At 44.1% G+C, this 20,324-nt stretch carries 22 protein-coding genes and 1 other annotated feature; of the genes, 1 reads left to right on the forward strand and 21 read right to left on the reverse strand.

Annotated features, from left to right (window positions below):
- Positions 1-109 precede the first annotated feature (109 nt).
- From IAE45_RS02350 to rplU, 17 genes are all read right to left on the reverse strand, one after another.
- Positions 110-349 (reverse strand): GlsB/YeaQ/YmgE family stress response membrane protein, encoded by a 240-nt coding sequence (locus IAE45_RS02350; protein ID WP_005225767.1) that lies wholly within the window; start codon positions 347-349, stop codon positions 110-112.
- A gap of 74 nt (positions 350-423) precedes the next feature.
- A complete protein-coding gene (locus IAE45_RS02355) occupies positions 424-789 on the reverse strand; it encodes a DUF956 family protein (protein WP_005235348.1) in 366 nt (121 codons plus the stop codon).
- A 116-nt stretch (positions 790-905) separates the two neighbouring features.
- Positions 906-1,817 carry a PTS system mannose/fructose/sorbose family transporter subunit IID gene (locus IAE45_RS02360; protein WP_005235347.1) on the reverse strand — a complete coding sequence of 304 codons (912 nt, stop codon included), beginning with the start codon at positions 1,815-1,817 and terminating at the stop codon, positions 906-908.
- Between the two features lie 20 nt (positions 1,818-1,837).
- On the reverse strand, positions 1,838-2,641 hold the full coding sequence (locus IAE45_RS02365) for a PTS mannose/fructose/sorbose transporter subunit IIC (RefSeq protein ID WP_008378492.1): 804 nt from the start codon (positions 2,639-2,641) through the stop codon (positions 1,838-1,840).
- 30 nt (positions 2,642-2,671) lie between these two features.
- Positions 2,672-3,664, reverse strand: a complete 993-nt coding sequence (locus IAE45_RS02370; RefSeq protein ID WP_200124737.1) for a mannose/fructose/sorbose PTS transporter subunit IIA — start codon at positions 3,662-3,664, stop codon at positions 2,672-2,674.
- 68 nt (positions 3,665-3,732) lie between these two features.
- Positions 3,733-4,227, reverse strand: coding sequence for a PTS system mannose/fructose/N-acetylgalactosamine-transporter subunit IIB (locus IAE45_RS02375; RefSeq protein WP_026008065.1), 495 nt, complete (start codon positions 4,225-4,227; stop codon positions 3,733-3,735).
- A gap of 229 nt (positions 4,228-4,456) precedes the next feature.
- Positions 4,457-7,279 (reverse strand): sigma-54-dependent transcriptional regulator, encoded by a 2,823-nt coding sequence (locus IAE45_RS02380; protein ID WP_200124739.1) that lies wholly within the window; start codon positions 7,277-7,279, stop codon positions 4,457-4,459.
- Positions 7,280-7,459: 180 nt separating this feature from the next.
- On the reverse strand, positions 7,460-7,993 hold the full coding sequence (locus tag IAE45_RS02385; protein ID WP_200124741.1) for a GNAT family N-acetyltransferase: 534 nt from the start codon (positions 7,991-7,993) through the stop codon (positions 7,460-7,462).
- Between the two features lie 95 nt (positions 7,994-8,088).
- On the reverse strand, positions 8,089-8,997 hold the full coding sequence (locus tag IAE45_RS02390; RefSeq protein WP_200124743.1) for a diacylglycerol/lipid kinase family protein: 909 nt from the start codon (positions 8,995-8,997) through the stop codon (positions 8,089-8,091).
- A gap of 145 nt (positions 8,998-9,142) precedes the next feature.
- A complete protein-coding gene (gene phnE, locus IAE45_RS02395; RefSeq protein ID WP_200124745.1) occupies positions 9,143-9,934 on the reverse strand; it encodes a phosphonate ABC transporter, permease protein PhnE in 792 nt (263 codons plus the stop codon).
- A complete protein-coding gene (gene phnE, locus IAE45_RS02400) occupies positions 9,931-10,713 on the reverse strand; it encodes a phosphonate ABC transporter, permease protein PhnE (protein WP_005235330.1) in 783 nt (260 codons plus the stop codon). Before phnE (IAE45_RS02400) ends, phnE (IAE45_RS02395) begins: the two co-directional genes overlap by 4 nt.
- Positions 10,710-11,498, reverse strand: a complete 789-nt coding sequence (gene phnC, locus IAE45_RS02405) for a phosphonate ABC transporter ATP-binding protein (protein WP_200124747.1) — start codon at positions 11,496-11,498, stop codon at positions 10,710-10,712. Before phnC ends, phnE (IAE45_RS02400) begins: the two co-directional genes overlap by 4 nt.
- 91 nt (positions 11,499-11,589) lie before the next feature.
- Complete coding sequence (gene phnD / locus IAE45_RS02410; RefSeq protein WP_081118058.1) at positions 11,590-12,525, reverse strand: phosphate/phosphite/phosphonate ABC transporter substrate-binding protein; 936 nt, start codon at positions 12,523-12,525, stop codon at positions 11,590-11,592.
- 461 nt (positions 12,526-12,986) lie between these two features.
- Positions 12,987-13,451 (reverse strand): GNAT family N-acetyltransferase, encoded by a 465-nt coding sequence (locus IAE45_RS02415; RefSeq protein ID WP_200124749.1) that lies wholly within the window; start codon positions 13,449-13,451, stop codon positions 12,987-12,989.
- A 109-nt stretch (positions 13,452-13,560) separates the two neighbouring features.
- A complete protein-coding gene (gene rpmA / locus IAE45_RS02420) occupies positions 13,561-13,854 on the reverse strand; it encodes a 50S ribosomal protein L27 (RefSeq protein ID WP_003126181.1) in 294 nt (97 codons plus the stop codon).
- Positions 13,855-13,866: 12 nt separating this feature from the next.
- A complete protein-coding gene (locus IAE45_RS02425; RefSeq protein ID WP_200124751.1) occupies positions 13,867-14,211 on the reverse strand; it encodes a ribosomal-processing cysteine protease Prp in 345 nt (114 codons plus the stop codon).
- A gap of 26 nt (positions 14,212-14,237) precedes the next feature.
- Positions 14,238-14,546: a 50S ribosomal protein L21 gene (gene rplU, locus IAE45_RS02430; RefSeq protein WP_005225751.1), complete on the reverse strand. Its 309-nt coding sequence runs from the start codon at positions 14,544-14,546 to the stop codon at positions 14,238-14,240.
- A gap of 19 nt (positions 14,547-14,565) precedes the next feature.
- Positions 14,566-14,636 (reverse strand) — a sequence feature (ribosomal protein L21 leader region).
- Between the two features lie 169 nt (positions 14,637-14,805).
- On the opposite strand from rplU, the gene IAE45_RS02435 reads away from it, so the two are divergent.
- Positions 14,806-15,459: a uracil-DNA glycosylase gene (locus IAE45_RS02435; protein ID WP_200124753.1), complete on the forward strand. Its 654-nt coding sequence runs from the start codon at positions 14,806-14,808 to the stop codon at positions 15,457-15,459.
- A gap of 17 nt (positions 15,460-15,476) precedes the next feature.
- Here the strand turns inward: IAE45_RS02435 and leuD are convergent, their stop codons facing one another.
- From leuD to IAE45_RS02455, 4 genes are read right to left on the reverse strand one after another with little or no spacing between them, the layout of a single operon-like run.
- Positions 15,477-16,064, reverse strand: a complete 588-nt coding sequence (leuD, locus tag IAE45_RS02440) for a 3-isopropylmalate dehydratase small subunit (RefSeq protein ID WP_200124755.1) — start codon at positions 16,062-16,064, stop codon at positions 15,477-15,479.
- Positions 16,064-17,446, reverse strand: coding sequence for a 3-isopropylmalate dehydratase large subunit (leuC, locus tag IAE45_RS02445; protein WP_200124757.1), 1,383 nt, complete (start codon positions 17,444-17,446; stop codon positions 16,064-16,066). The genes leuD and leuC overlap by 1 nt, the downstream gene beginning before the upstream one ends.
- A complete protein-coding gene (gene leuB / locus IAE45_RS02450; RefSeq protein ID WP_200124759.1) occupies positions 17,427-18,491 on the reverse strand; it encodes a 3-isopropylmalate dehydrogenase in 1,065 nt (354 codons plus the stop codon). Before leuB ends, leuC begins: the two co-directional genes overlap by 20 nt.
- A complete protein-coding gene (locus IAE45_RS02455; RefSeq protein WP_200124761.1) occupies positions 18,488-20,008 on the reverse strand; it encodes a 2-isopropylmalate synthase in 1,521 nt (506 codons plus the stop codon). The genes leuB and IAE45_RS02455 overlap by 4 nt, the downstream gene beginning before the upstream one ends.
- Positions 20,009-20,324 lie beyond the last annotated feature (316 nt).

Genomic DNA, 20,324 nt, shown 5'->3' on the forward strand with positions numbered 1-20,324 from the left:
AAAAGAATGGTATTTTAAAAAGACTCTAGTTTACTCTCTCGTTATTCTCTTCTAGATAGCTTCAATGCAAAAAAAAAGCAACCCAGTCAATGGATTGCTTCTTTGATAATTATCTTTTCCGTCCCAAAAAGAACGATACGACTGCCACGAAAATGACTGCGCCAATGATTGCCGGCACGATTGCCATTCCTGCCACTTGTGGTCCCCAAGTGCCGAATAAGCCTTGTCCGATTGATGCGCCCACAAGTCCTGCGACGATATCAAAAATGCAACCGCGTTTTTCTCCTGCGATAGCACCGCCGATCGACCCGATGACCGCTCCCACGATCAATGTCCATAAAAAGTGCATAATAACCCCTCCTAAACTTTCTTATAAAAAGGGTAACACATTGAGAATCAATTGGAAAAACATATGCTCTCTTGTTATTTTCTACGGGTAATTGCCCGTTTCAAGATATCGAAAAAGCCAAGAGAATGGACCATATGATCTGGGTCAACGTATTCTCGAATTGCCCGCAGAACTTTTTTTGGTTCTTTCGATGAGAAGGTATACGTCCCATTCTTTTTGGTCCGAATCGCATAACGTGGGATCCAACGTCCTTTGAACAAGACCGAAGCGATCACATAGTCGACGTCTTCCCAAGGAATTTGAATAAACTTGCGTTTGTCACGATCATTGTAAAACTCAAAGGCATTATCGCCGATCATGATTTTGCCGTATTCATTGATACCTAAAAAAGACGTAGCATCGATCGTCAAATCAACTTTTGTATTAAGGGATTGTACCATTTGCGCTTACTCCATTCTATATCGTCTTATTGTTACCTATTATACGTGTTTGCGGCATATTTGGCGAATAAATAAAAAGATGCTTGGGTTTCCCCAAGCACCTATCATTGAAAAGATTATAACAATCCGATCAAGTGTCCACCGATACCGACTAAGAATAGACCGATAATAATGACGATTGGAGAAACTTTTTTCTTCAATAACCACATACATAACAAAGTAAGCAATAGTGCAGCTAAACCAGGAATCAATTGATCCAAGTTGTTTTGCAATGTTGTTACTTTTGTATCAGTCAATGCACGGCCTTCAGCTACTTGTTGGAAGGCTTGTTGCAAACCAGCTGAACCGGAAGGCAAGTTTGCCCAGTCGACATAAGCACCTTCATCAAGTGGCACGCTTGAGACAACTGGTGCAAAGGAGATCGATACCCAACGTTGAACAAGTGACCCTAATACGAACATCCCTAAAATAGAAGCACCTTTTGTTACATCTTGTAGCAAACCACCTGAAAGGTCATCAGTGATTTTAGAACCAGCACGGTAGCCGAATTCTTGTGTGTACCACATAAATGCCCAACGGATGATGTTCCAAGCAACGAAGAAGATGATTGGGCCTAAGATGTTTCCGCCTAAAGCAAGAGAAGCACCTAATGCACCTAACATCGGACGGACAGTAAACCAGAACACAGGGTCACCGACACCGGCTAAAGGACCCATCATCCCAACTTTTACCCCTTGGATCGCTACGTCATCGACAGGCGCGCCATTGGCACGTTCTTCTTCTAACGCTAGTGTTACCCCTAAGATTGGTGATGCGATATATGGGTGAGTATTAAAGAATTCTAAGTGACGCTTCAAAGCAGCGGCACGGTCTTCTTTTGTTTTGTATAATTTTTTGATTGCTGGAATCATTGAGAATGCCCAACCACCATTTTGCATACGTTCATAGTTCCATGAACCTTGAATGAAGGTAGAGCGCCATGCTACGGCTAAACGATCTTTTTTATTTAATTGAATTTTTTCTGCCATTTTTTTCTCCTCCTTCGATTCTAATAGTCATTCAAGATATCGCCTAGAGGGTCGCCAGTGTTGCTGCCGCCGCCTCCATTTGATGATCCGCCCATTTTAGTTAGGTTCAAGTAGATCAATGCGATTGCTACTGCCAAGGCACCGATAGCGATCAATGTCAATTGAGAGATAGCTGCGATAACGAAACCGATAATAAAGAATGGCCATACTTCGCGAGTTGCCATCATGTTGATAACCATTGCGTAACCAACGGCAACAACCATACCACCACCGATAGCCATACCATCAGTTAACCATGCAGGCATTGATTCTAAGAAGTTTTGAACAGTTGCAGCAGGGATAGCCAACAATGCAGCTGCAGGAATCGCAATACGAACCCCTTGCATACATACAGCGATCACGTGCCACATTTCAATTTTACGAATGTTGCCTTCTTCAGCAGCCGCATCCATAAAGTGAACGATTGGCACAGCCAATGTACGAACGATCATTGTCAAGAACAAACCAGCAACAGCTAGAGGGATCGCAACGGCAATCGCTGTATCAACACCAGCAGTTCCTTGTCCACCTAAAACTAAAATAATTGCAGATGCAACAGACGCCAATGCAGCATCAGGTGCAACAGCGGCACCGATGTTTGCCCATCCAAGTGCGATCATTTGTAATGATCCGCCCAAAATGATACATGCTTCCAAATTACCGGTCACTAAACCGATCAAAGTACACGCGATTAGCGGTTGATGGAATTGGAATTCATCCAAGATCCCTTCCATACCAGCTAAAAAGGCAACGAGTACTACTAATACCATAGATATAATAGTCATGATAGACCTCCTATTTAGTTGAATACGTTTCTATTTGTTTGCCAATTCATTTTTGGCTTTGCGTAAGATTTCGTCCATGTTGTCTCGAGAGTCATTTGGTACTTTACGCACATCGAATTTGATGCCGCGTTCTTTTAGATCTTCAAATGTCTTCACATCATCTGTACCCATCGACAATACTTTACTTACAACAACTTTCCCAACAGAGTGAGCCATTGAACCAACGTTCACTTCAGTGATGTCAACGCCACCTTCAACAGCGCGTAATACATCTTGTGGGTTTTCAAATAAAAGTAAAGCTTTCGTATTCCCGAAACGAGGGTCTTTAGAAACTTCAATCATTTTGTCCACTGGAATGACGTTCGCTTTTACTCCTGGAGGAGCTGCTTGTTCGATCAGTTTTTTACGCAAGTCATCTTTTGCCACCGCGTCAGAAACAACGATGATCCGAGATGGATTAACTGATTTTGTCCAAGCTGTTGCGACTTGACCATGCAACAAACGTGAATCGACACGTGCAAGTACGATTTTGATTTTGCCATCGCCTAGAACAGTTCCCGGAGGAAGTGATCCTTTAGGTTGATCGTCTTGCACTGCTTTTGGTGCTGCCGCTTCCTCTGGTTCAAGCTCTTCTGGTTTGACCTTGACCCCTTCTTTAGCTGTTTCAACGATATGCGCAGCGATTTCATGCGCTGTATTCATTGAAAAACGTGAAGCATAGGCTTCGATCACCATTGGTAAATTCATACCAGCAACGATTGCCCATTTGTCTTTGTGATCTTCAAACAAGCTGTTCGCTTGGTTGAAAGGAGTACCACCCCAAAGATCAACTAAGAATAATACTTCTTCTTGATCGTCAAATGTAGCAATTGCTTCTTGCATTTTTGCCTTGATGTCATCTGGACCTTCACTTGGTATCAATGTAACAGCTTTAACATTTTCTTGTTCGCCGAAGATCATTGAACCAGATTGCAAAATGCCGTTAGCAAATTCTCCATGACTTGCTAGGATAATTCCTACCATCTTTTTACCTCCTATATCAAAATTGAAAAATGTGACACGAATACGAAAGAAAAAACAACATCGAAAAACTAAGGGTGACTACCTTCTTTTTCCAAAATATCCTTCAAAAAGATTTTACGATCAGCTGGAACTTTGCGTATCTCCACTTCAATGCCTTGGTTTTGCAAGTAAAGCAATGAAGCAAGATCTTGATCATTGACTGACACGAAATTAGTGATCATCCGTTTTCCCATTGAAAAGCTCATGCCGCCGATATTGACGGAACGAATGTCAATGCCTCCTTTGACCAGAGTCACGACATCTTGAGGGTTGGTAAATAATAACATGACTTTTTGCGTATTAAATAATGTGTTATGCGCCACCTCAAGCATTTTCGCTACTGTCACCACATTGGATTTGATTCCTGGTGGAGCAGCTTCTTTCAAGAGAAACTTCCGTAATTGGTCATTTGCGACTTCATCACTGACCACGATAATTCGATTGATACCAGTCATTTTCGACCAAGCTGTGGCGACCTGACCATGAATCAACCGATCGTCGATTCGGGCAAGACGTATATCCATTCCCATTGTGCAAGCCTCCTACATCCATCGATCCGCTTTTCATATTGAGGATCTGTTCTTTTTTCAATCACCTCCTGTATCCACTTATATAGAAGCAAGAAGCGTGCCAAGTTTTTCCGATACACTATTCTTGAAAAAACCTTAAGAATCAGCATTTGAATAATACACTAAAAAAGACACACTAAAAAATACTGTATCTTTTTTAGTGTATCTGTATTATTTTTCATGATTATTGGTATTGCTCTTTTTCCCGATGGTTCTTTACGAGTTCCATCAAGTAATACTCTTCCGCATCAGGAATCTCAATATTCATCAAACGACTAAACGACTGGACATGAACATGAAGCAGTGCGTAAAGTGGGTCCGAACGCATCGCCTCTAGCTCATTCTCCCCAACTGTCAACGGCTGCCGCAAAATGATTCGTTCCAGCATACCTGCACTATGCATGACAAAGTTGATCAAAAAGCCTTGCTGCGCTTGCACTAATTCAAGATCACGAATGATCTCCTGGCTGAACTTCCATAAAGGATCGACCACTTTTTTCGGATTGATATACGTAAAGTTTTCTTCTAGATACTGGACGCAGATTGCTTTCGCCTGTTGGTCATCCAGCTGAACTTCATCTTCAAAACTCAAATCGTTCTCTAATAGGATATCATCTAACAAAAGATCGACATCTTGGTCAATAAAACGTTCCAGCGAAATAAATGGCGCATCTATATGGGGATCGATGATCCCCGTTGCAGCAATCAATCGATAACGCTGTTGAATCTGTTCCAAATCCGTTCTTAGATCCGCCACCGATAAGGTCACCACTTCAACATTTTGGTTTTGCCGTTTTGACAGTGAACTTTGGATCAATTCTTTGATACGCTGCGCCGTTCCTTTTCCTGAAGCACAGACCGCTAAGATCGCTTTAGGGTGGTGGTTTTGTGTCACTGGTTCTTCCACAGTGACCGCTCCATATCCACGGAACTTCCGTAATGAATCATAGAGCTGATCGAGGTCCGTTCCAATAACCGATGCTTTACGAACGGTCTCCAACACGATGGAGGTGGTCACCATATCGACTGTCCGCACAGCCACGCCTGTTTCCCGCTGGATCTCATTATTAAAGGTCGCTAAAGACCCCATATCGACTAACAGGATCACTCCACTGCCGTCATTGACTGCCCGTACACTATCCACGATTTTTTTCAACGCCACAGCTGGTGGCATATCTAATGGCATGTCCACCGCGGTAACTTGATCGACTTCCAGCAACTGTTTAACCACTTGTACCATGCTACTGGCTGTGCTGTTGCCGTGGGCTGCAACGACGACGCCGATTTTCCCAGAGGAATGAGAGGTTCTAAGAGAAACCAGAAGAACCGCTAAATAATAAGATTCGCTCTCAGGAATCGCCACTTGGAAACTATCACCAATAAAATCGCGGACTTCTTTGGCGACTTCAAACTCTTGCGGATAGTCAGCTACCATCTGACGAATATTGTCATTGGTTTGTCGTTCTTCTCCTAGATGGATTTTTTTCAAAAATGAGCTGATGTGTAAGCTCATGGCATAGATGAAGTTTTGCTGAAAATCGTAATTTAAGCGTTGCCGAACCATCTCATAGATTTGATTTGTTACACTGATCACTTTCTGGTCGACAAATTCACTTAGTTTATTGACCGAGTTAAAGGAAAACCCGTGATCTTTATAAAAAGACTTTAAGTGAACATTAATATCTGTTGAAATAAAATGATTGATCGCCTCTTGATCCAACCCATCTGCTTTTAGCAAAGCAGCCTTGTCGCCGATAATATCGTAAAGATTATAAGGCAATTCATAGGAATCTGATTGGATATTGTTTAAGTTTTGATTCGGCTGAACACTGATTTTCGGTTCAAGGATCTTTGAAAGCTCTGCCAGCTCATTGCGACGATTTCCCAAGACGATCAACCCTGAACGGATCCCTTCTGGAAGATCTAATAAATCGATTTCAATTTCATCCTGCTGCATATGGTTTAGAAATCCACGGGCACAAACAAGCTGCACGTTCGACTTCAATTGCCCGATATTCCCAAAACTAACACTGCCGATCAGTGCTTTGACCACATCTTCTGTCAAGGTGATCGTCCGTTGGATGCGGGTCGCCTCTTGCCCAACTAATACCCGAACAAGGTCGACTTTTTCTGACGCCGGTCGTTTTTCAAAGAAAGGCAATTGAATGTTAATGGGAATCCGCCGGGTGAAGGTATCTAAGAGTGTTGAGTTGGGGTCTTCCGTAGTCGCTCCAACGATTCGGACATTCGCTTGATGGTTTTTGCCCGTCTCTCCTAGACGACTGAAGGTTCCATGATCCATAAAGTAAAAGATCATTTCCTGACCTTCTGGTGGTAAGCGATGGATCTCATCGAGAAATAGCATACTTTCATCTGCTTGATCGATAATACCGATTTTCTCTTGATCGGCACCCGTAAATGCGCCTCGCACATAACCAAACAAATGACTCATCAAAAGTTCCGGATTATTCGCATAGTCCGCACAGTTAAAGACAATCAATTCTTTGTCCTCGGCAATCACCTGATTGCTTTTGGCAAACTGAAACATCGCATGGGCAAAGTAGGTTTTCCCAGAACCTGTAGGACCTGTAATCAAGCAGTTAAGCCCCTTTGGCGGATACAAAATCGCTGCTTTGGCTTGCTCAACGGCGTTTTTCATACTGCCATTGGCACCAATGATTGTCGCAAAAATATCCCGGTCAGAAGGTTTTCCTTGTACTCGCTGAGGGAAAGCTTTTTCCCTTTGGGGACGATTTTCTTTATAGCTTGGGACATACTTTTCAGAACTGATTGCGTCAACACCTGCTGCCCAATAGCGCACAGGACGTGAATCACTTTTTTCAACGCGTCCTTCTTTGACAAGCTGATTTAAATCTTTACTGGCATTACTGCGCTGAATGGCTAAGTGATCGGCAACTTCCGAAGTAGACAACCCCTTTTTCTCCCCTAAGCCGCTCCGCGTGTTTTCAAGGATATATTGATAGATACGTTCGATTCGCTTGCCCAACAGCTTCGCCTCCTTGTTTTTCCACTTGAATACTTTACTCATTTTTCTATAAAAAAGCAACTTTTTTCCACATAGAAAAAACAAAATGCTTTGCATTTAGTAGCAATAGAAAAAATTTCCACCTGTTACTTTCAGCATAAAGCATTTTGCCAAAAAAAGATATTCAAAAGTCAGGATGCGTTAGGCTTTTTCATTAGGAATGAACGCTGGCACCTGGTCTGGAAATCGTTGTAGTTCTTTTTGCATCCATATCACATCGTGCCATTGATTGAACTTATAGCCGACATGCGCAAAATCAGCAACTTTCCGATACCCAAGTTTCTCATGAAAAGCCTCGCTTTGTTGATTGCCTCCTGTAATACACGCAGTCAGATTGACCACGTTTTGCGCTTTTAATTTTCCCTCAAGCGCTTGGTAAAGAGCGGTACCGAGCCCTTTTGCTTTGGCATCTGGGGCTAAATAAACGGTTACTTCAACGGTCCAATCATAGGCTGCTCGTTCTTTATAGGCTGATGCATAGGCATAACCGACGATTTCACCAGCCTCTTCTGCAACGAGATACGGGTAGCGTTTCAAGGTCTTGGCGATGCGTTCCGCGAATTCTTGAACCGTGGGCACCTCCGTTTCAAAGGTAATCGGTGTATTATCTACATAATAAGCATAGATTGCTGTCAAGGCTTGGGCATCTGCAATCGCAGCAGAACGTATCGTCATAGAATCCCTTCTTTCAATAAATTTTTTCCAGTATACTCTTTCTAAAGAAAAAAAACAATCCGCTTTTAACGGATCGTTTCCTAGTTATTGATGATTTAGCGGGCTTTTTCAGCGCCGCAATACACGGTGAGATGTTGTGGCAGCACCTGTACTGTGATTGGCAACGCAGGTCCTGGATCGCCATCGACATTCGTTTCGATCGTTGTTCCATCTGTCAAACGAATCGCAGCTTTAGCAAAGGTTTGATAACCAAGAACATCATTTGATTCCGTAACTCCTTTGAGAAGCTCAGGCACACTTTTGACAGTTTCCCAAAGATTCGTATCCTTCAAGTAGATCAGATGCAATTTTCCGTCATCGGTACTCGCTTTAGGTAAAAGAGATTCAAAACCGCCAATCGTATTCGATGACCCAACGATCATCGTACTACTTTCCACAGCGATCGTCGTTTTTTCACCTTTATTTTCGGCGATCACTTCAAACTGATGACTTTCATTTTTCCGCACTTCCCGTAGACCAGAAACAAAATAGGCCATTTTTCCCAGCTTGGTTTTTTCTTCAGCTTCCACATTGTTGATCGCTGCTGGAATCATACCGATCGCCACCACATTGGTAAAATAAGCTTGATTGACCTGCCCAATATCGATTTTGCGGGTGTGATCCACTGCAAATGATTCGATGGCTTCCTTAGGATCTAGTGGAATCGCTAATGCTCGAGCTAAATCATTCACTGTGCCCAGCGGAAAGAAACCAAATTTTGGTCGTTTGTCATGAGGGGCTAAGCCATTGACCGCTTCATTGACGGTACCATCACCGCCCATTACGAAGACACTGTCAAATTCTGCTGCTGCCTCAGAGGCAAAGCGTGTGGCATCGCCTTCTTTTTCGGTATGTTTGACTACGACTTCCGCAAAGCTTTCCCGCAACTTGTCTGCTGCCATCTTCTCAAATTCTTTCGCTTGTTCACCACCAGAACTTGGATTGACAATCAATAATGCTTTCATAAAACAGCCTCCTTGTTTAGGTTCATTTTCTATAAATCCAGTATAACAAGTTTCACAAAAACTGTCTTAAACAACCTCCACTCCTCCGCTGCAAAAAAACACAGCCTATTTAGACTGTGTTTTTTCGAGTACGCACTTCCTTTTATTAAACCAATCGTTTACGCAAGCGCCCAGAAATAAAATCAATGATCGTGACCGTCACAACGATCCCCAATAAAATGATCCCCACGCGGCTCCATGAACGTGCATTGATAGCAAAGATCATCGGTGTACCGATCCCGCCTGCCCCTACGATCCCTAAGATCGAAGCCGAACGGACAGCCAGTTCAAATCGATACAAGGTAAAAGATAGAAATTCTGGGATCAGTTGCGGCAATGTCGCAAAGCCTAATACATCCCAGCGGCTTCCTCCCGCACTAATGACGGATTCCGAGGGACCATGATCCATGTTTTCGATCGCTTCGCTATAGAGTTTTGCCAACATCCCAATGGAATGGACACTGACCGCCAGCACTCCGGCAAAGGAGCCGGGACCTACCGTTTTAATAAACATGATGGCTAAGACGATTTCTGGAAACGTTCGAATCGCCGTCAGTACGATTTTCCCAACTCCCGATAACCAGCGAGGGCTGTTTTTGCTGCGCGCCGCCCAAAAGGCAAAAGGAATACTTAATAGTGAGGATAAAAACGTACCCACAAAGGCGATCGCAACGGTTTCAATCATCAAACTGATCAAATCTTCGCCATCACCGGTATAAACATAGCCCCAATCAGGATGGATCAGGCCATAAAAGATCGAGCCGACAATTTGACCGACATTTTCTTTGACGCCGGCAAAAGGTACACCAGCGAAAGCCCAAATATAAAGGAGGATAACGACTACTGCGATCAGCCAATTCCGTATTTTTTTCTTTTTCGGTTCTGCTGGCAACATCATAACAATCGCTCCCTTAATCTATTACTGATGGTATCAATCACCAAAACAACTGCAAAAATCACTAAGACGATAATCGACGTCTGGTCATATCGAAACTGGCTTAAAGATCGTTGTAAGAAAACACCGATTCCGCCTGCGCCGATATACCCAAGAATCGTCGATGCCCGCACATTGATCTCAAAGGCATAAAGCAAGTAACTGAGAAAATGGCTCATGACTTGCGGTACGACTGCATAGCGGATGATATCAAACTTCGATCCTCCAGAAGCCGTGATCGCTTCGATCGGACCTTCATCAATCGTTTCAATCGACTCATAAAACAATTTGGTGATCATCCCAAAAGAAAACACAGAGATGGAGATTACCCCGGCTACAGGACCGATTCCGACAATGGCAACAAATAAAGCCGCCAGCATCAAATCAGGTACTGTCCGAATGATATTTAAAACGAAACGGAAACAACCGCTGATCCAATGATTCGTCATGATATTTCGTGCTGCTAAAAGTGAAAACGGAAAGGCCGCCAGTGCACCAAAGGTTGTGCCGATGATCGCCATTTGGATGGTTTGCAAAATCGGCTCAACAATGATTTTGGCATATGCCCAATCAGGATGAGCCATCTTTTGTAAAATGACATTCATTTGACTGCTGTTGCTAAAGAACCGTGCCAAATCAACGCCAGAAATAGAGCCGCTAACGAACAATACCACTAAAAAAATGACGAGCCACAGAACATTTTTCCATAGTCCGCTGCGTTTCGGCAACGTATTTGTCGTCATTGTCCTGCCCCTTCCTGCTCTTCCATGATCTCGCTACCATAAATCTGTTTCAATCGCTGATCGGTCGCTTCACTGACAGGGCCATCAAAAACCAAGCCCCCATCTCGTAACCCGATGATCCGTGTGCCGTATTCTCTTGCCAATTGGACAGAATGTAAATTGACTACGATAGTGATACCCAGATCTTGATTGATCCGTTTTAAGTCATTCATGACTTTTTCAGTGGTTAACGGATCTAATGAAGCAACTGGTTCATCCGCTAAAATAATTTTTGGCTCTTGCGTCAAAGCCCGGGCAATCGAAACCCGCTGCTGCTGACCGCCAGACAATTCATCGGCTCGGGTATAGACTTTTTCTGCTAAATTGACCCGCTGCAGTGATTGATACGCCAACTCTTTGTCCGCTTGCGGAAACAGACCCAGCAGCATTTTGATCGTGGGATGATAAGCCACTCGCCCCGTTAAGACGTTTCGCAAGACACTCGAACGTTTCACCAAATTGAAGCTTTGGAAAATCATGCCAATGTCTCGACGAATCAAGCGTAGCTCTCTTCCTTTTGCTTTTGTGATCGACTTGTCATCGATTAAAATCTCGCCGCTTGTAATCTCGTGCAGTCGATTGATGGAGCGCAACATCGTTGATTTGCCTGCACCGGATAAACCCACGACGATGACAAATTCTCCTTTTTTGATATCGATGTTCAAATCCTTCAACCCCAACACCCCATTTGGGTATTGCTTGGTCACATTTTGAAATGAAATAATCGTTTCGTTCTCTAGAGCCATGATTCTCCTACTTTCTTTCCATTAGATAAAAATTGCTGTCCATTCGAAAAGGGTACCTCAAGTACCGGTACCCTCCCGATCTATTCATCTATTATTGTCCGACTTGTTCCGCATACTCTCTTACAATGTCGAAATTGCTGTCTTTTGAAACAACGTATCCTTCATGCGAGTAAATATCAGAGATGATTTGTTTTCCTTCTTCATCTTTTCCGATCGCGATAAAGGCATCTTGGATTTTTTTGTCCCACTCTTCACTCATATCGCTGCGAACACTGATCGTATCGTTCGGGATCGGTTCGGTAAAGTACATTGGCTCTACCTCATCCATAATTTCAGGGTAATCATTTTTGACCGTGTTACGGGCATCTTCAAAAACGAAGGCCGCGTCAACGTCGCCATTCAAGACAGATAAGACCGCTTGGTCATGGCCTTTGACTTGAACAGTCGTCACATCCGTATTGATGTCGATGCCTGCTTTTTTCATTTCTGCTACTGGCCAAACATAACCGGCAGAAGAAGTAACATCTTGCGTGGCAATCGTTTTGCCTTTTAAATCTTCCAACTCTTTGATGTCACTGCCGCTTTTTACGACGATCATTGAGCGATAGCTATCTACCAATTCATCCGTTGATTCCCCACCAGGCTGCTTGATGCCATAACGCTGCGCTTGCAACAGTACCTTAACATTGCTTTGTTCATTTGCTAAAACGTAGGCATTCGGCGGTAAAAAGCCGACATCTACTTGTTTCGAAGCCATTGCTTCGACGATTGTATTGTAGTCAGTGGAAACACTCACTGTGACTGGAATCCCCAATTCATCACTTAACAATTGCTCAAGTGGTTTTGCTTTTGCTTCTAATGTTTCTGCTGCTTGTGACGGGACAAATTGAACGGTCAACTTTTCTGGTACATATCCTGCTTCCTCAGCCGCCGAGTCAGTGCTTGCTCCACCTGAGCCACATGCCGCCAGCGTAACTGCCGCCACCAAACCTAAACCAAACATTGCCGTTTTCTTCCAAACTTTCATCACTTTTTCTCCTTTTCATTAAAAAAATCGAACTCATGGAATTCCGAACTTTCCTTTTTGATTATAAAAAACCAACGAATTAAAAACAATCTTTTTCGAATTACGAACGTTTTCTTTTTTAATAATGTTCGTGTTTTGACAGAAATCATTCGTGAGCAGATTCTCAATAATCAACGTTTTTCGAAAGTTTCTTTCCATTTGTTCTACTTCCTCAGAGTATCAAATGAATATAAGGTTTATGTTATCAACGTGTAAAGATTCCGTTAATCGCAAAAGGAACTTTGTGAAGAACAAAGCATGGATATACTCGCAATTCTTGCCCTAAGTGCACAAAATTTCTTAAAACGCCTAACCAGAAGATGCCCGCACACTTTTTCGAACGAAACAACACAAAAAAAAGCAGAGAATTCCTTTAAGAACCTCTGCTTTTGAATTCATTCTCTTACTGTAGAAAGAGTACGTTATCCTTGATCCGTTGGCAACTGCAACAAGAGTACATGCTCGTTATCAATCATTTCACCCGTCAAAACAAAGCCATTGCGTTCGTAAAGCTTCGTTGCGATCTCGTTGCCATTCACAGCGGAGATCCTTAATTCTTGCGCTTGGATATGGGTTTTGAACCAATCTAACCCAGCAAGAAACGCCTGAGTGCCTAACCCTTGATTTTGGAATTTTTCTGCGATCATAAACCGCTCGATCCACCATGAAGTTTTTGGATAATCCTCATCCGCCTCGTAAAAACTAAATAGCATAAAGCCGACCATTTCCTCCTCATTGTATAGGGCAAACGCCTGACGAGGTTCCTCATAGATTGCCTCTAACATTGAGTACCAATTGGGCGCAACAAAGTCTTCTTGCTCCTTCGTTGTCTTCAAATTCATGCACGCACGATAGTTTTCCTTTGTGATTTCTTTCAACTGAATCATTGCTTCGCTCCTTTTAAAAGTCATTAATATTGACTACTTTGTTAAAACGGTTTCATTGATGTATAAAAAAACACCCAGGTTACTTTTACGTAATCTGGATGTCATTTTCTTATGCTTCTTGCGCTACTGGATAAACAGATACTTGTTTTTTGTCGCGGCCTTTACGTTCGAAACGAACAACGCCGTCAACTTTTGCAAACAATGTATCATCTCCACCGATACCTACGTTTACCCCTGGGTAAATTTTAGTACCGCGTTGGCGATAAAGGATTGATCCGCCTGAAACGGTTTGACCGTCAGCACGTTTCGCACCTAAACGTTTTGATTGAGAGTCACGTCCGTTAGAAGTAGAACCCCCACCTTTTTTGTGAGCGAAGAATTGCAAATTCATTTTCATCAACATGAGATGCACCTCCTAGTTTTCTTTAGTAGTTTTGATTTGGATATAATCGTTGTACTCTTCTTGAACTGATTGCAAGCCGATCAACAAATTCTCTAAAAGAATTTGTGCGATATTCGACTGCTCTTGGGTCAAACGATAAGGCAGTGTGACTAATAAGTACCCACCATTTTCGTTATCCGCTTCAACTTTTGGCGCAACGCCAGCCAAAGCATCGATCCCATTGACTGCACTGATCGCTAAAGCGGATGCTGCAGCACAGACGATGTCTTTGCCGTATTCTCCTGCTTGTGCGTGTCCAGCCAGTTCAAAAGAAACAATCCGACCAGAGTCATTTCGTTTGAATGTCCCTTTGATCATATTCGTTACCCTGCTTTTCGTAAGAATTAAGCGTTGATCGCGTCAATAACAACTTTTGTGTAAGGTTGACGGTGACCTTGTTTACGGTGTGAATGTTTTTTAGGTTTGTATTTGAAAGTTACGACTTTCTTTTGTTTGCCGTGTTTTTCAACAGTCCCTTCAACAGTTGCTCCTGCAACGATTGGGGCACCTACTTTTGTTGATTCGCCACCTACTAAGATAACTTCATCAAAAGTAACCTTTTGTCCAGCTTCAACGTCTAATTTTTCAACGTAGATTGCTTGACCCACTTCAACTTTTACTTGTTTCCCACCAGTTTTGATAATTGCGTACATGCTCTACAGCACCTCCTTATAATATACTTAGACTCGCCATCCCAAGTGACTTTCGTACTTACTACTTGTTCTGTGCGGTTGTAGCTGTGGAGTCCACAATTACAACAGATTAACTTTATCAAAATGTTTTCCTAAAGTCAATCACTAATTAGGGAAAAGACAGAATTCTTTTGCTACTAGTCATTTCCTTTTGTGCATTTTTTATTTTCTATTACTATAGAAGAAAGAGAACAAGTGAAACAGAATTGGAGGAGTTTTCATGCAATACCCCAAAGAATTAGCCACTGCCGTTCAACAGGCGTCCCGCAGTTATCCGTTGGAAGGATTTGTTCCCGGTCAAGGACCGTTGCAGCCCAAATTGATGATCGTTGGGGAAGCCCCTGGTCGAACCGAAATCGAGAATTTTATTCCTTTTAGCGGACAAGCAGGAAAAGAATTGATGAAATCGTTGGCTTTAGCCGGTTTGACCCGTGAGGATGTCTACATCACCAGTGCTGTCCGCAGCCGCCCATATTCCATCAAAGAACGAATCAACAAACGCAGCGGTGCCCATGAGATCGTCCATCCCAATCGGACACCTACAAAAAAAGAAGTCTTGCTACACGCACCGCTGCTTGACTACGAGTTGTCCGTTGTAGATCCGCCCGTCATTGTAACTGTTGGCAATATCGGACTGCAGCGATTATTAGGCAACGCCTATTATATCAAAGATCACCATGGCGAAGTGATCCGTTCCAAAATACAAGAAAGCAATCCAACAAAAGATGGCTATCAATGGTCGGAAAAAGAATATTTGATCGTGCCGATGTATCATCCCGCTGCGATCTTTTACAATCGAACGTTGACTCCGCAAATCGAAGCTGATTGGCGAGGGTTAAGAAACATTCTCTCACAAATACCAGCCGACGAATAACAACCAGTCCCCTAGCCCTATTGCCAATACGCTGGAATAGTCTGCTCATAGGCGTTGATTTTCGCCTCTTCCTGCAAGGTGATACTGATCTCATCGAGACCGTGGATCAATTTGTGTTTCCAGGTAGCATCGATTGCAAAGAAATGCTCCTCCCCGGCAACGGTCACACATTGCCTTGCCAAGTCAATGCTGATTTTTTCTGAAGCAGGCAGCGAAGCGATCCTTTGGCGAACAGTCAAAGGCAGCTCGATGGGCAGCAGCCCGTTTTTGGTGGCATTCATATAGAAAATATCACCGAAGCTGCCAGCAATCACGGCTTTAAAGCCGTAATCCAACAGCGCCCATGCCGCGTGCTCTCGAGAAGAGCCAGAACCAAAATTATCACCAGTGACGAGGACTTGAGCGGTCTGATATGCTGGATCATTCAAGATAAATGCTGGATTAGGCTTACGTTGCGGCAAATAGCGCCAATCGTCAAATAAAAATTCGCCAAAGCCCGTTTTTTCAACGCGCTTCAAATAATTTTTCGGTAGGATTTGATCGGTATCGATATTGTCATTCATCAAAGGCAGCGTCGTACCTTCAAATTGCGTAAAAGCTTCCATTAACCAACACCTCCAACCACTTCTCGTACATCGACAAAGCGCCCATGAATCGCAGCTGCTGCCGCCATCGCTGGACTACAGAGATGCGTCCGCGCGTTTTTTCCTTGCCGTCCAACAAAATTGCGGTTTGATGTGGAGGCACAATGGACGCCTTCTGGTACTTTATCAGGATTCATTCCTAAGCACATGGAACAGCCAGGCTCCCGCCATTCAAAACCAGCGTCAATAAAGACTTTGTCTAAACCGATCGCTTCCGCTGCTTTACGGACAGGGCGTGAACCAGGAACGATAATACCCGTGACCCCTTTTTTGATAGTTTGCCCTTTCAAAATCGCCGCTGCCTCTTGCAGATCAGACAACCGACCATTGGTACACGATCCAATAAAAATGTATTCAATAGGGATATCAGCAGCTGTCTGTCCAGGTTGCAGCGCCATATATTCATAGGCTTGCTGATCATTGTGATCCCGCACTTCAGGAAACGCTTCGCTGACTGGTACCCCCATTTCTGGATTGGTGCCCCAAGTGATATAGGGTTCTAAGGTTGTTGCGTCTAGGGTGATCAGGGCATCATAGTTGGCATCTTCATCGGTATAAAGGGTTTGCCAATCAGCCACCGCACTGGCAAACGCTCGTGGCGCAAAGCGTCGATCCTTCACATAAGCAAAGGTCGTTTCATCAGGTGCGATCAAGCCCATTTTCGCCCCACCTTCGATCGACATATTGCAAATCGTCATGCGTTCTTCCATCGTCAGGCTACGGATCGTTTCGCCAAAGAATTCTACGGCATAGCCGCCACCAAAATCAGTGCCATGGGTCGCAATCAATGCCAAAATAATATCTTTGGCGTACACCCCCGGCTGCAGCTGACCGGTGATCTCAACGCCCATCCGTTTCGGTTTTGTCTGCCAAATCGTCTGTGTCGCAAAGACATGCTCCACTTCACTCGTACCGATCCCAAACGCGATCGCGCCGAAAGCGCCATGGGTGGCAGTATGGGAATCACCGCAAACGATCGTTTTTCCTGGTTGCGTCAAGCCTACTTCTGGGCCAACCATATGGACAATTCCTTGGTTGGCAGAGCCATTGTCACACAATTCGATCCCAAAATCATGACAGTTTTTACGTAACGTATCCATTTGCTTTTTTGCAACCAGATCGGTGATAGTAAAAATATCTTTGGTAGGCACATTATGATCCATCGTTGCGAAGGTTTTTTCGGGACAACGGACTGTCCGTCCCGCTTGCCGCAACCCTTCAAAGGCTTGCGGTGTCGTCACCTCATGGATCATATGCAGATCGACGTAAAGCAGCTGCGCCTGCCCTTCTTCTCCTGTGATGACATGCCGATCCCATAGTTTATCAAACAGCGTTTTCCCCATAATTGCTCACTCCTAACTGTGCAATAACCGCTTCTGTAAAGGCAGTTGTCGTTGCCGTACCAGCTAAATCGCGGGTCAAGATCCCCGCATCCATTACCTCGTAACAAGCACTTTCGATGGTATCCGCCAGCTCTTCCTCTTGAAAGGACTCTCTTAGCATCATGACGACAGACAAAATCATGGAAACCGGATTGGCGCAATTTTGCCCAGCAATATCCGGTGCCGAGCCATGAATCGGTTCATATAAAGAAACCCCTTCTGCGCCATGACTTGCGCTAGGCAGCACTCCTAATGACCCTGGCAAAACCGAGGCTTCATCACTTAAAATGTCGCCAAAGAGATTTTCTGTCACGATTACATCAAAGTCTTTGGGATTTTGGATGATTTTCATAGCGGCGGAATCAACATATTGATGAGTCAACTGACAATCTGGGAATTCCTGTGCCGTTTCTTCCGCTAACCGGCGCCAAAGTCGGCTAGTCGCCAACACATTTGCTTTATCGACAGAGAGAACCCGCTTCTTCCGCGTGCGGGCGATCTCAAAGGCTTTACGCAAAATCCGTCGAATCTCTGCTTGATGATAATGATTGATGTCGTAGGCTTCTTCAGGTTTTTCTGCTTTTTCGCCAAAATAGATACCGCCAGTCAACTCACGAACGATGACAAAATCTGTCCCCCGAAGGATCGCTTCTTTGATGGGAGACAAAGCAATCACCGCATCAACTACTTTGATGGGTCGAATATTGGCGTATAGCCCTAACGCTTGACGCAAATTCAAAAGTCCTTTCTCGGGTGTTATCGGTGCGTTTTCCCAAACTGGATCACCAATGGCTCCTAAAAGGATCGCATCCGCCTGCTGGCAAGCTTGTAGTGTTTCTTGCGGCAATGGCTCTCCAGTAAGTGCCAGCGCCGCACCACCAAATGGCTGCTGGTCAAAATGAAAGCGTTGGAGATGGTCTGGACAAGCCGCTTTCAATACCGCAAGGGCACTGGCCATAATTTCTGGTCCGATGCCATCTCCTGCTAAAACCACGATCTTTTTCAAACAAGGACACCTCGATTCTTTAGAGCTGCGCTAGCCTGTACATAGGCTTTGGCTGACGCCTGCAAGACATCAAAGTCTAAGCCGATCCCGCTGATTTTTTCATTGGTTTCTTGGCATTCAATAACCACGTGCACTTCGGCTTGCGCATCTTCCCCACTGGTCAAGGCAGTGATCTCATAATTCAACAGCTTCGGCTGCTGCTGGAAAATCTGATCGATCGAGTTGTAGATTGCTTGGATACTGCCGGCACCGATAGCTGATGCCACTTGTTTTTCCTCATCTTTGATGATAGAAACCACCGCTCCTTGATGGCCATTGGACACATATTGTAGCTGAACGGCGTCCAACTCACAGCCGCCTTCTTGACTGCGGCCTTGATCAGCCACCAAAGCCAGCAAATCTTGTTCGGTCACTTGTTTCTTTTTATCTGCTAACTCTTTGAAACGTTTAAACAATTCGTTGGTTTCTTCTTGGTCAAACTGGTACCCCAGTTGCTGCATTTTATCGACGAAGGCATGGCGGCCAGAAAGTTTGCCTAAAGGCAACGAGTTGGTTTCTACCCCCACCAACTGTGGGGTAATGATTTCGTAGGTCTCAGGATTTTTTAAGACGCCATCTTGATGAATCCCAGATTCATGGGCATAGGCATTGCCGCCGACGATCGCTTTGTTTTTCGGTACCGTGATTCCTGACAAACGCGCTACCAAATCGCTGGTGCGTTTCGTTTCATTTAATTTGATGTTGGAGGTAGCCTGATAGAAATCATTGCGAATATGCAACGCCAGCGCCACTTCTTCTAATGCGGTATTGCCCGCTCGCTCGCCGATCCCGTTGATCGTTCCTTCCACCCGATCAGCACCATTTTCGATAGCTGCCAGCGCATTGGCTGTCGCCATTCCCAAGTCATCATGACAATGGGAAGAAAAAATGATCGGCTGCTCGCTTTTGATATTGCCAATCAAATAGGCAAAAAGTGCACCATATTCTGTAGGATTGGTAAACCCTACTGTATCGGGCACATTGATGATCGTCGCTCCGGCATCAATCGCTGTTTGAACCGCCTCAAGTAAGAAAGCCTTATCGGTGCGTGTGGCATCTTCTGGCGAGAATTGAACTTTTTCAAAGCGTTCACGGGCATAAGCCACATGTTCTTTGATGGAAGCGAGTACTTCTGCTTTCGTCATATTCAGCTTGTACTGGCGATGCACCTCACTGGTTGCTAGAAAGACATGGATTTGCGGATCGCTGGCTTGATGAAGAGCTTCATAAGCACGATCAATGTCTTTTTTTTGACAACGGGCAAGTCCTGCAACGGTCATCCTCGTCACCGCCCCAGCAATCGCTTGGACTGCTTGAAAATCTCCTTCTGATGCAATCGGAAAGCCTGCTTCGATCGTATCGATCCCCCATTTTTCTAATTGCAGCGCCAATTGAACCTTTTCTTTCGTATTGAAGTTGACGCCTGGGGTCTGTTCACCGTCTCTCAATGTCGTATCAAAAAACTGGATTTTTCTCATCACTAGTTCCTCCTAAGCTTTTGTAGATGCACGATTGGCTCGATATCATTCAAACACCATTGAAAAAATGGTATAAAAAAAGCACTCCATAAAGGGTTTCCTTCATGCAATGCGAATAGGACTCTTCAAATGATGCCTTAAAAAGGCGGGTCATAGAAAAAGAGTCCTTACGATAATAATAATAAAAATGCTGCTGTTTGTTTCAATCGTTTATCCATCGTCGTCACCTATCACTTTTTTTATCTTGTTATGAAGATACCAAACAGCAGGTTCCTCTGTCAACACTTTTCCCTGAATTTTCTGAATATTTCGATAA

The organism is Enterococcus sp. S53 (assembly GCF_016516865.1).
GTDB classification, from domain to species: Bacteria; Bacillota; Bacilli; order Lactobacillales; family Enterococcaceae; genus Enterococcus_D; species Enterococcus_D innesii.

Bases quoted from the DNA above. Each gene is read 5' to 3' on its own strand.
- IAE45_RS02355 (WP_005235348.1), bottom strand. From the start codon at position 789: ATGGTACAATCCCTTAATACAAAAGTTGATTTGACGATCGATGCTACG.
- phnE (WP_200124745.1), bottom strand. From the start codon at position 9,934: ATGATGTTGCCAGCAGAACCGAAAAAGAAAAAAATACGGAATTGGCTG.
- IAE45_RS02370 (WP_200124737.1), bottom strand. From the start codon at position 3,664: ATGGTAGGAATTATCCTAGCAAGTCATGGAGAATTTGCTAACGGCATT.
- IAE45_RS02435 (WP_200124753.1), top strand. From the start codon at position 14,806: ATGCAATACCCCAAAGAATTAGCCACTGCCGTTCAACAGGCGTCCCGC.
- IAE45_RS02350 (WP_005225767.1), bottom strand. From the start codon at position 349: ATGCACTTTTTATGGACATTGATCGTGGGAGCGGTCATCGGGTCGATC.
- IAE45_RS02390 (WP_200124743.1), bottom strand. From the start codon at position 8,997: ATGAAAGCATTATTGATTGTCAATCCAAGTTCTGGTGGTGAACAAGCG.
- IAE45_RS02360 (WP_005235347.1), bottom strand. From the start codon at position 1,817: ATGGCAGAAAAAATTCAATTAAATAAAAAAGATCGTTTAGCCGTAGCA.
- IAE45_RS02415 (WP_200124749.1), bottom strand. From the start codon at position 13,451: ATGATTCAGTTGAAAGAAATCACAAAGGAAAACTATCGTGCGTGCATG.
- leuC (WP_200124757.1), bottom strand. From the start codon at position 17,446: ATGGGGAAAACGCTGTTTGATAAACTATGGGATCGGCATGTCATCACA.
- IAE45_RS02365 (WP_008378492.1), bottom strand. From the start codon at position 2,641: ATGACTATTATATCTATGGTATTAGTAGTACTCGTTGCCTTTTTAGCT.
- phnD (WP_081118058.1), bottom strand. From the start codon at position 12,525: ATGAAAGTTTGGAAGAAAACGGCAATGTTTGGTTTAGGTTTGGTGGCG.
- phnC (WP_200124747.1), bottom strand. From the start codon at position 11,498: ATGGCTCTAGAGAACGAAACGATTATTTCATTTCAAAATGTGACCAAG.
- rpmA (WP_003126181.1), bottom strand. From the start codon at position 13,854: ATGTTGATGAAAATGAATTTGCAATTCTTCGCTCACAAAAAAGGTGGG.
- IAE45_RS02385 (WP_200124741.1), bottom strand. From the start codon at position 7,993: ATGACGATACGTTCTGCTGCGATTGCAGATGCCCAAGCCTTGACAGCA.
- phnE (WP_005235330.1), bottom strand. From the start codon at position 10,713: ATGACGACAAATACGTTGCCGAAACGCAGCGGACTATGGAAAAATGTT.
- rplU (WP_005225751.1), bottom strand. From the start codon at position 14,546: ATGTACGCAATTATCAAAACTGGTGGGAAACAAGTAAAAGTTGAAGTG.
- IAE45_RS02425 (WP_200124751.1), bottom strand. From the start codon at position 14,211: ATGATCAAAGGGACATTCAAACGAAATGACTCTGGTCGGATTGTTTCT.
- IAE45_RS02375 (WP_026008065.1), bottom strand. From the start codon at position 4,227: ATGGATATACGTCTTGCCCGAATCGACGATCGGTTGATTCATGGTCAG.
- leuD (WP_200124755.1), bottom strand. From the start codon at position 16,064: ATGGAAGCTTTTACGCAATTTGAAGGTACGACGCTGCCTTTGATGAAT.
- IAE45_RS02455 (WP_200124761.1), bottom strand. From the start codon at position 20,008: ATGAGAAAAATCCAGTTTTTTGATACGACATTGAGAGACGGTGAACAG.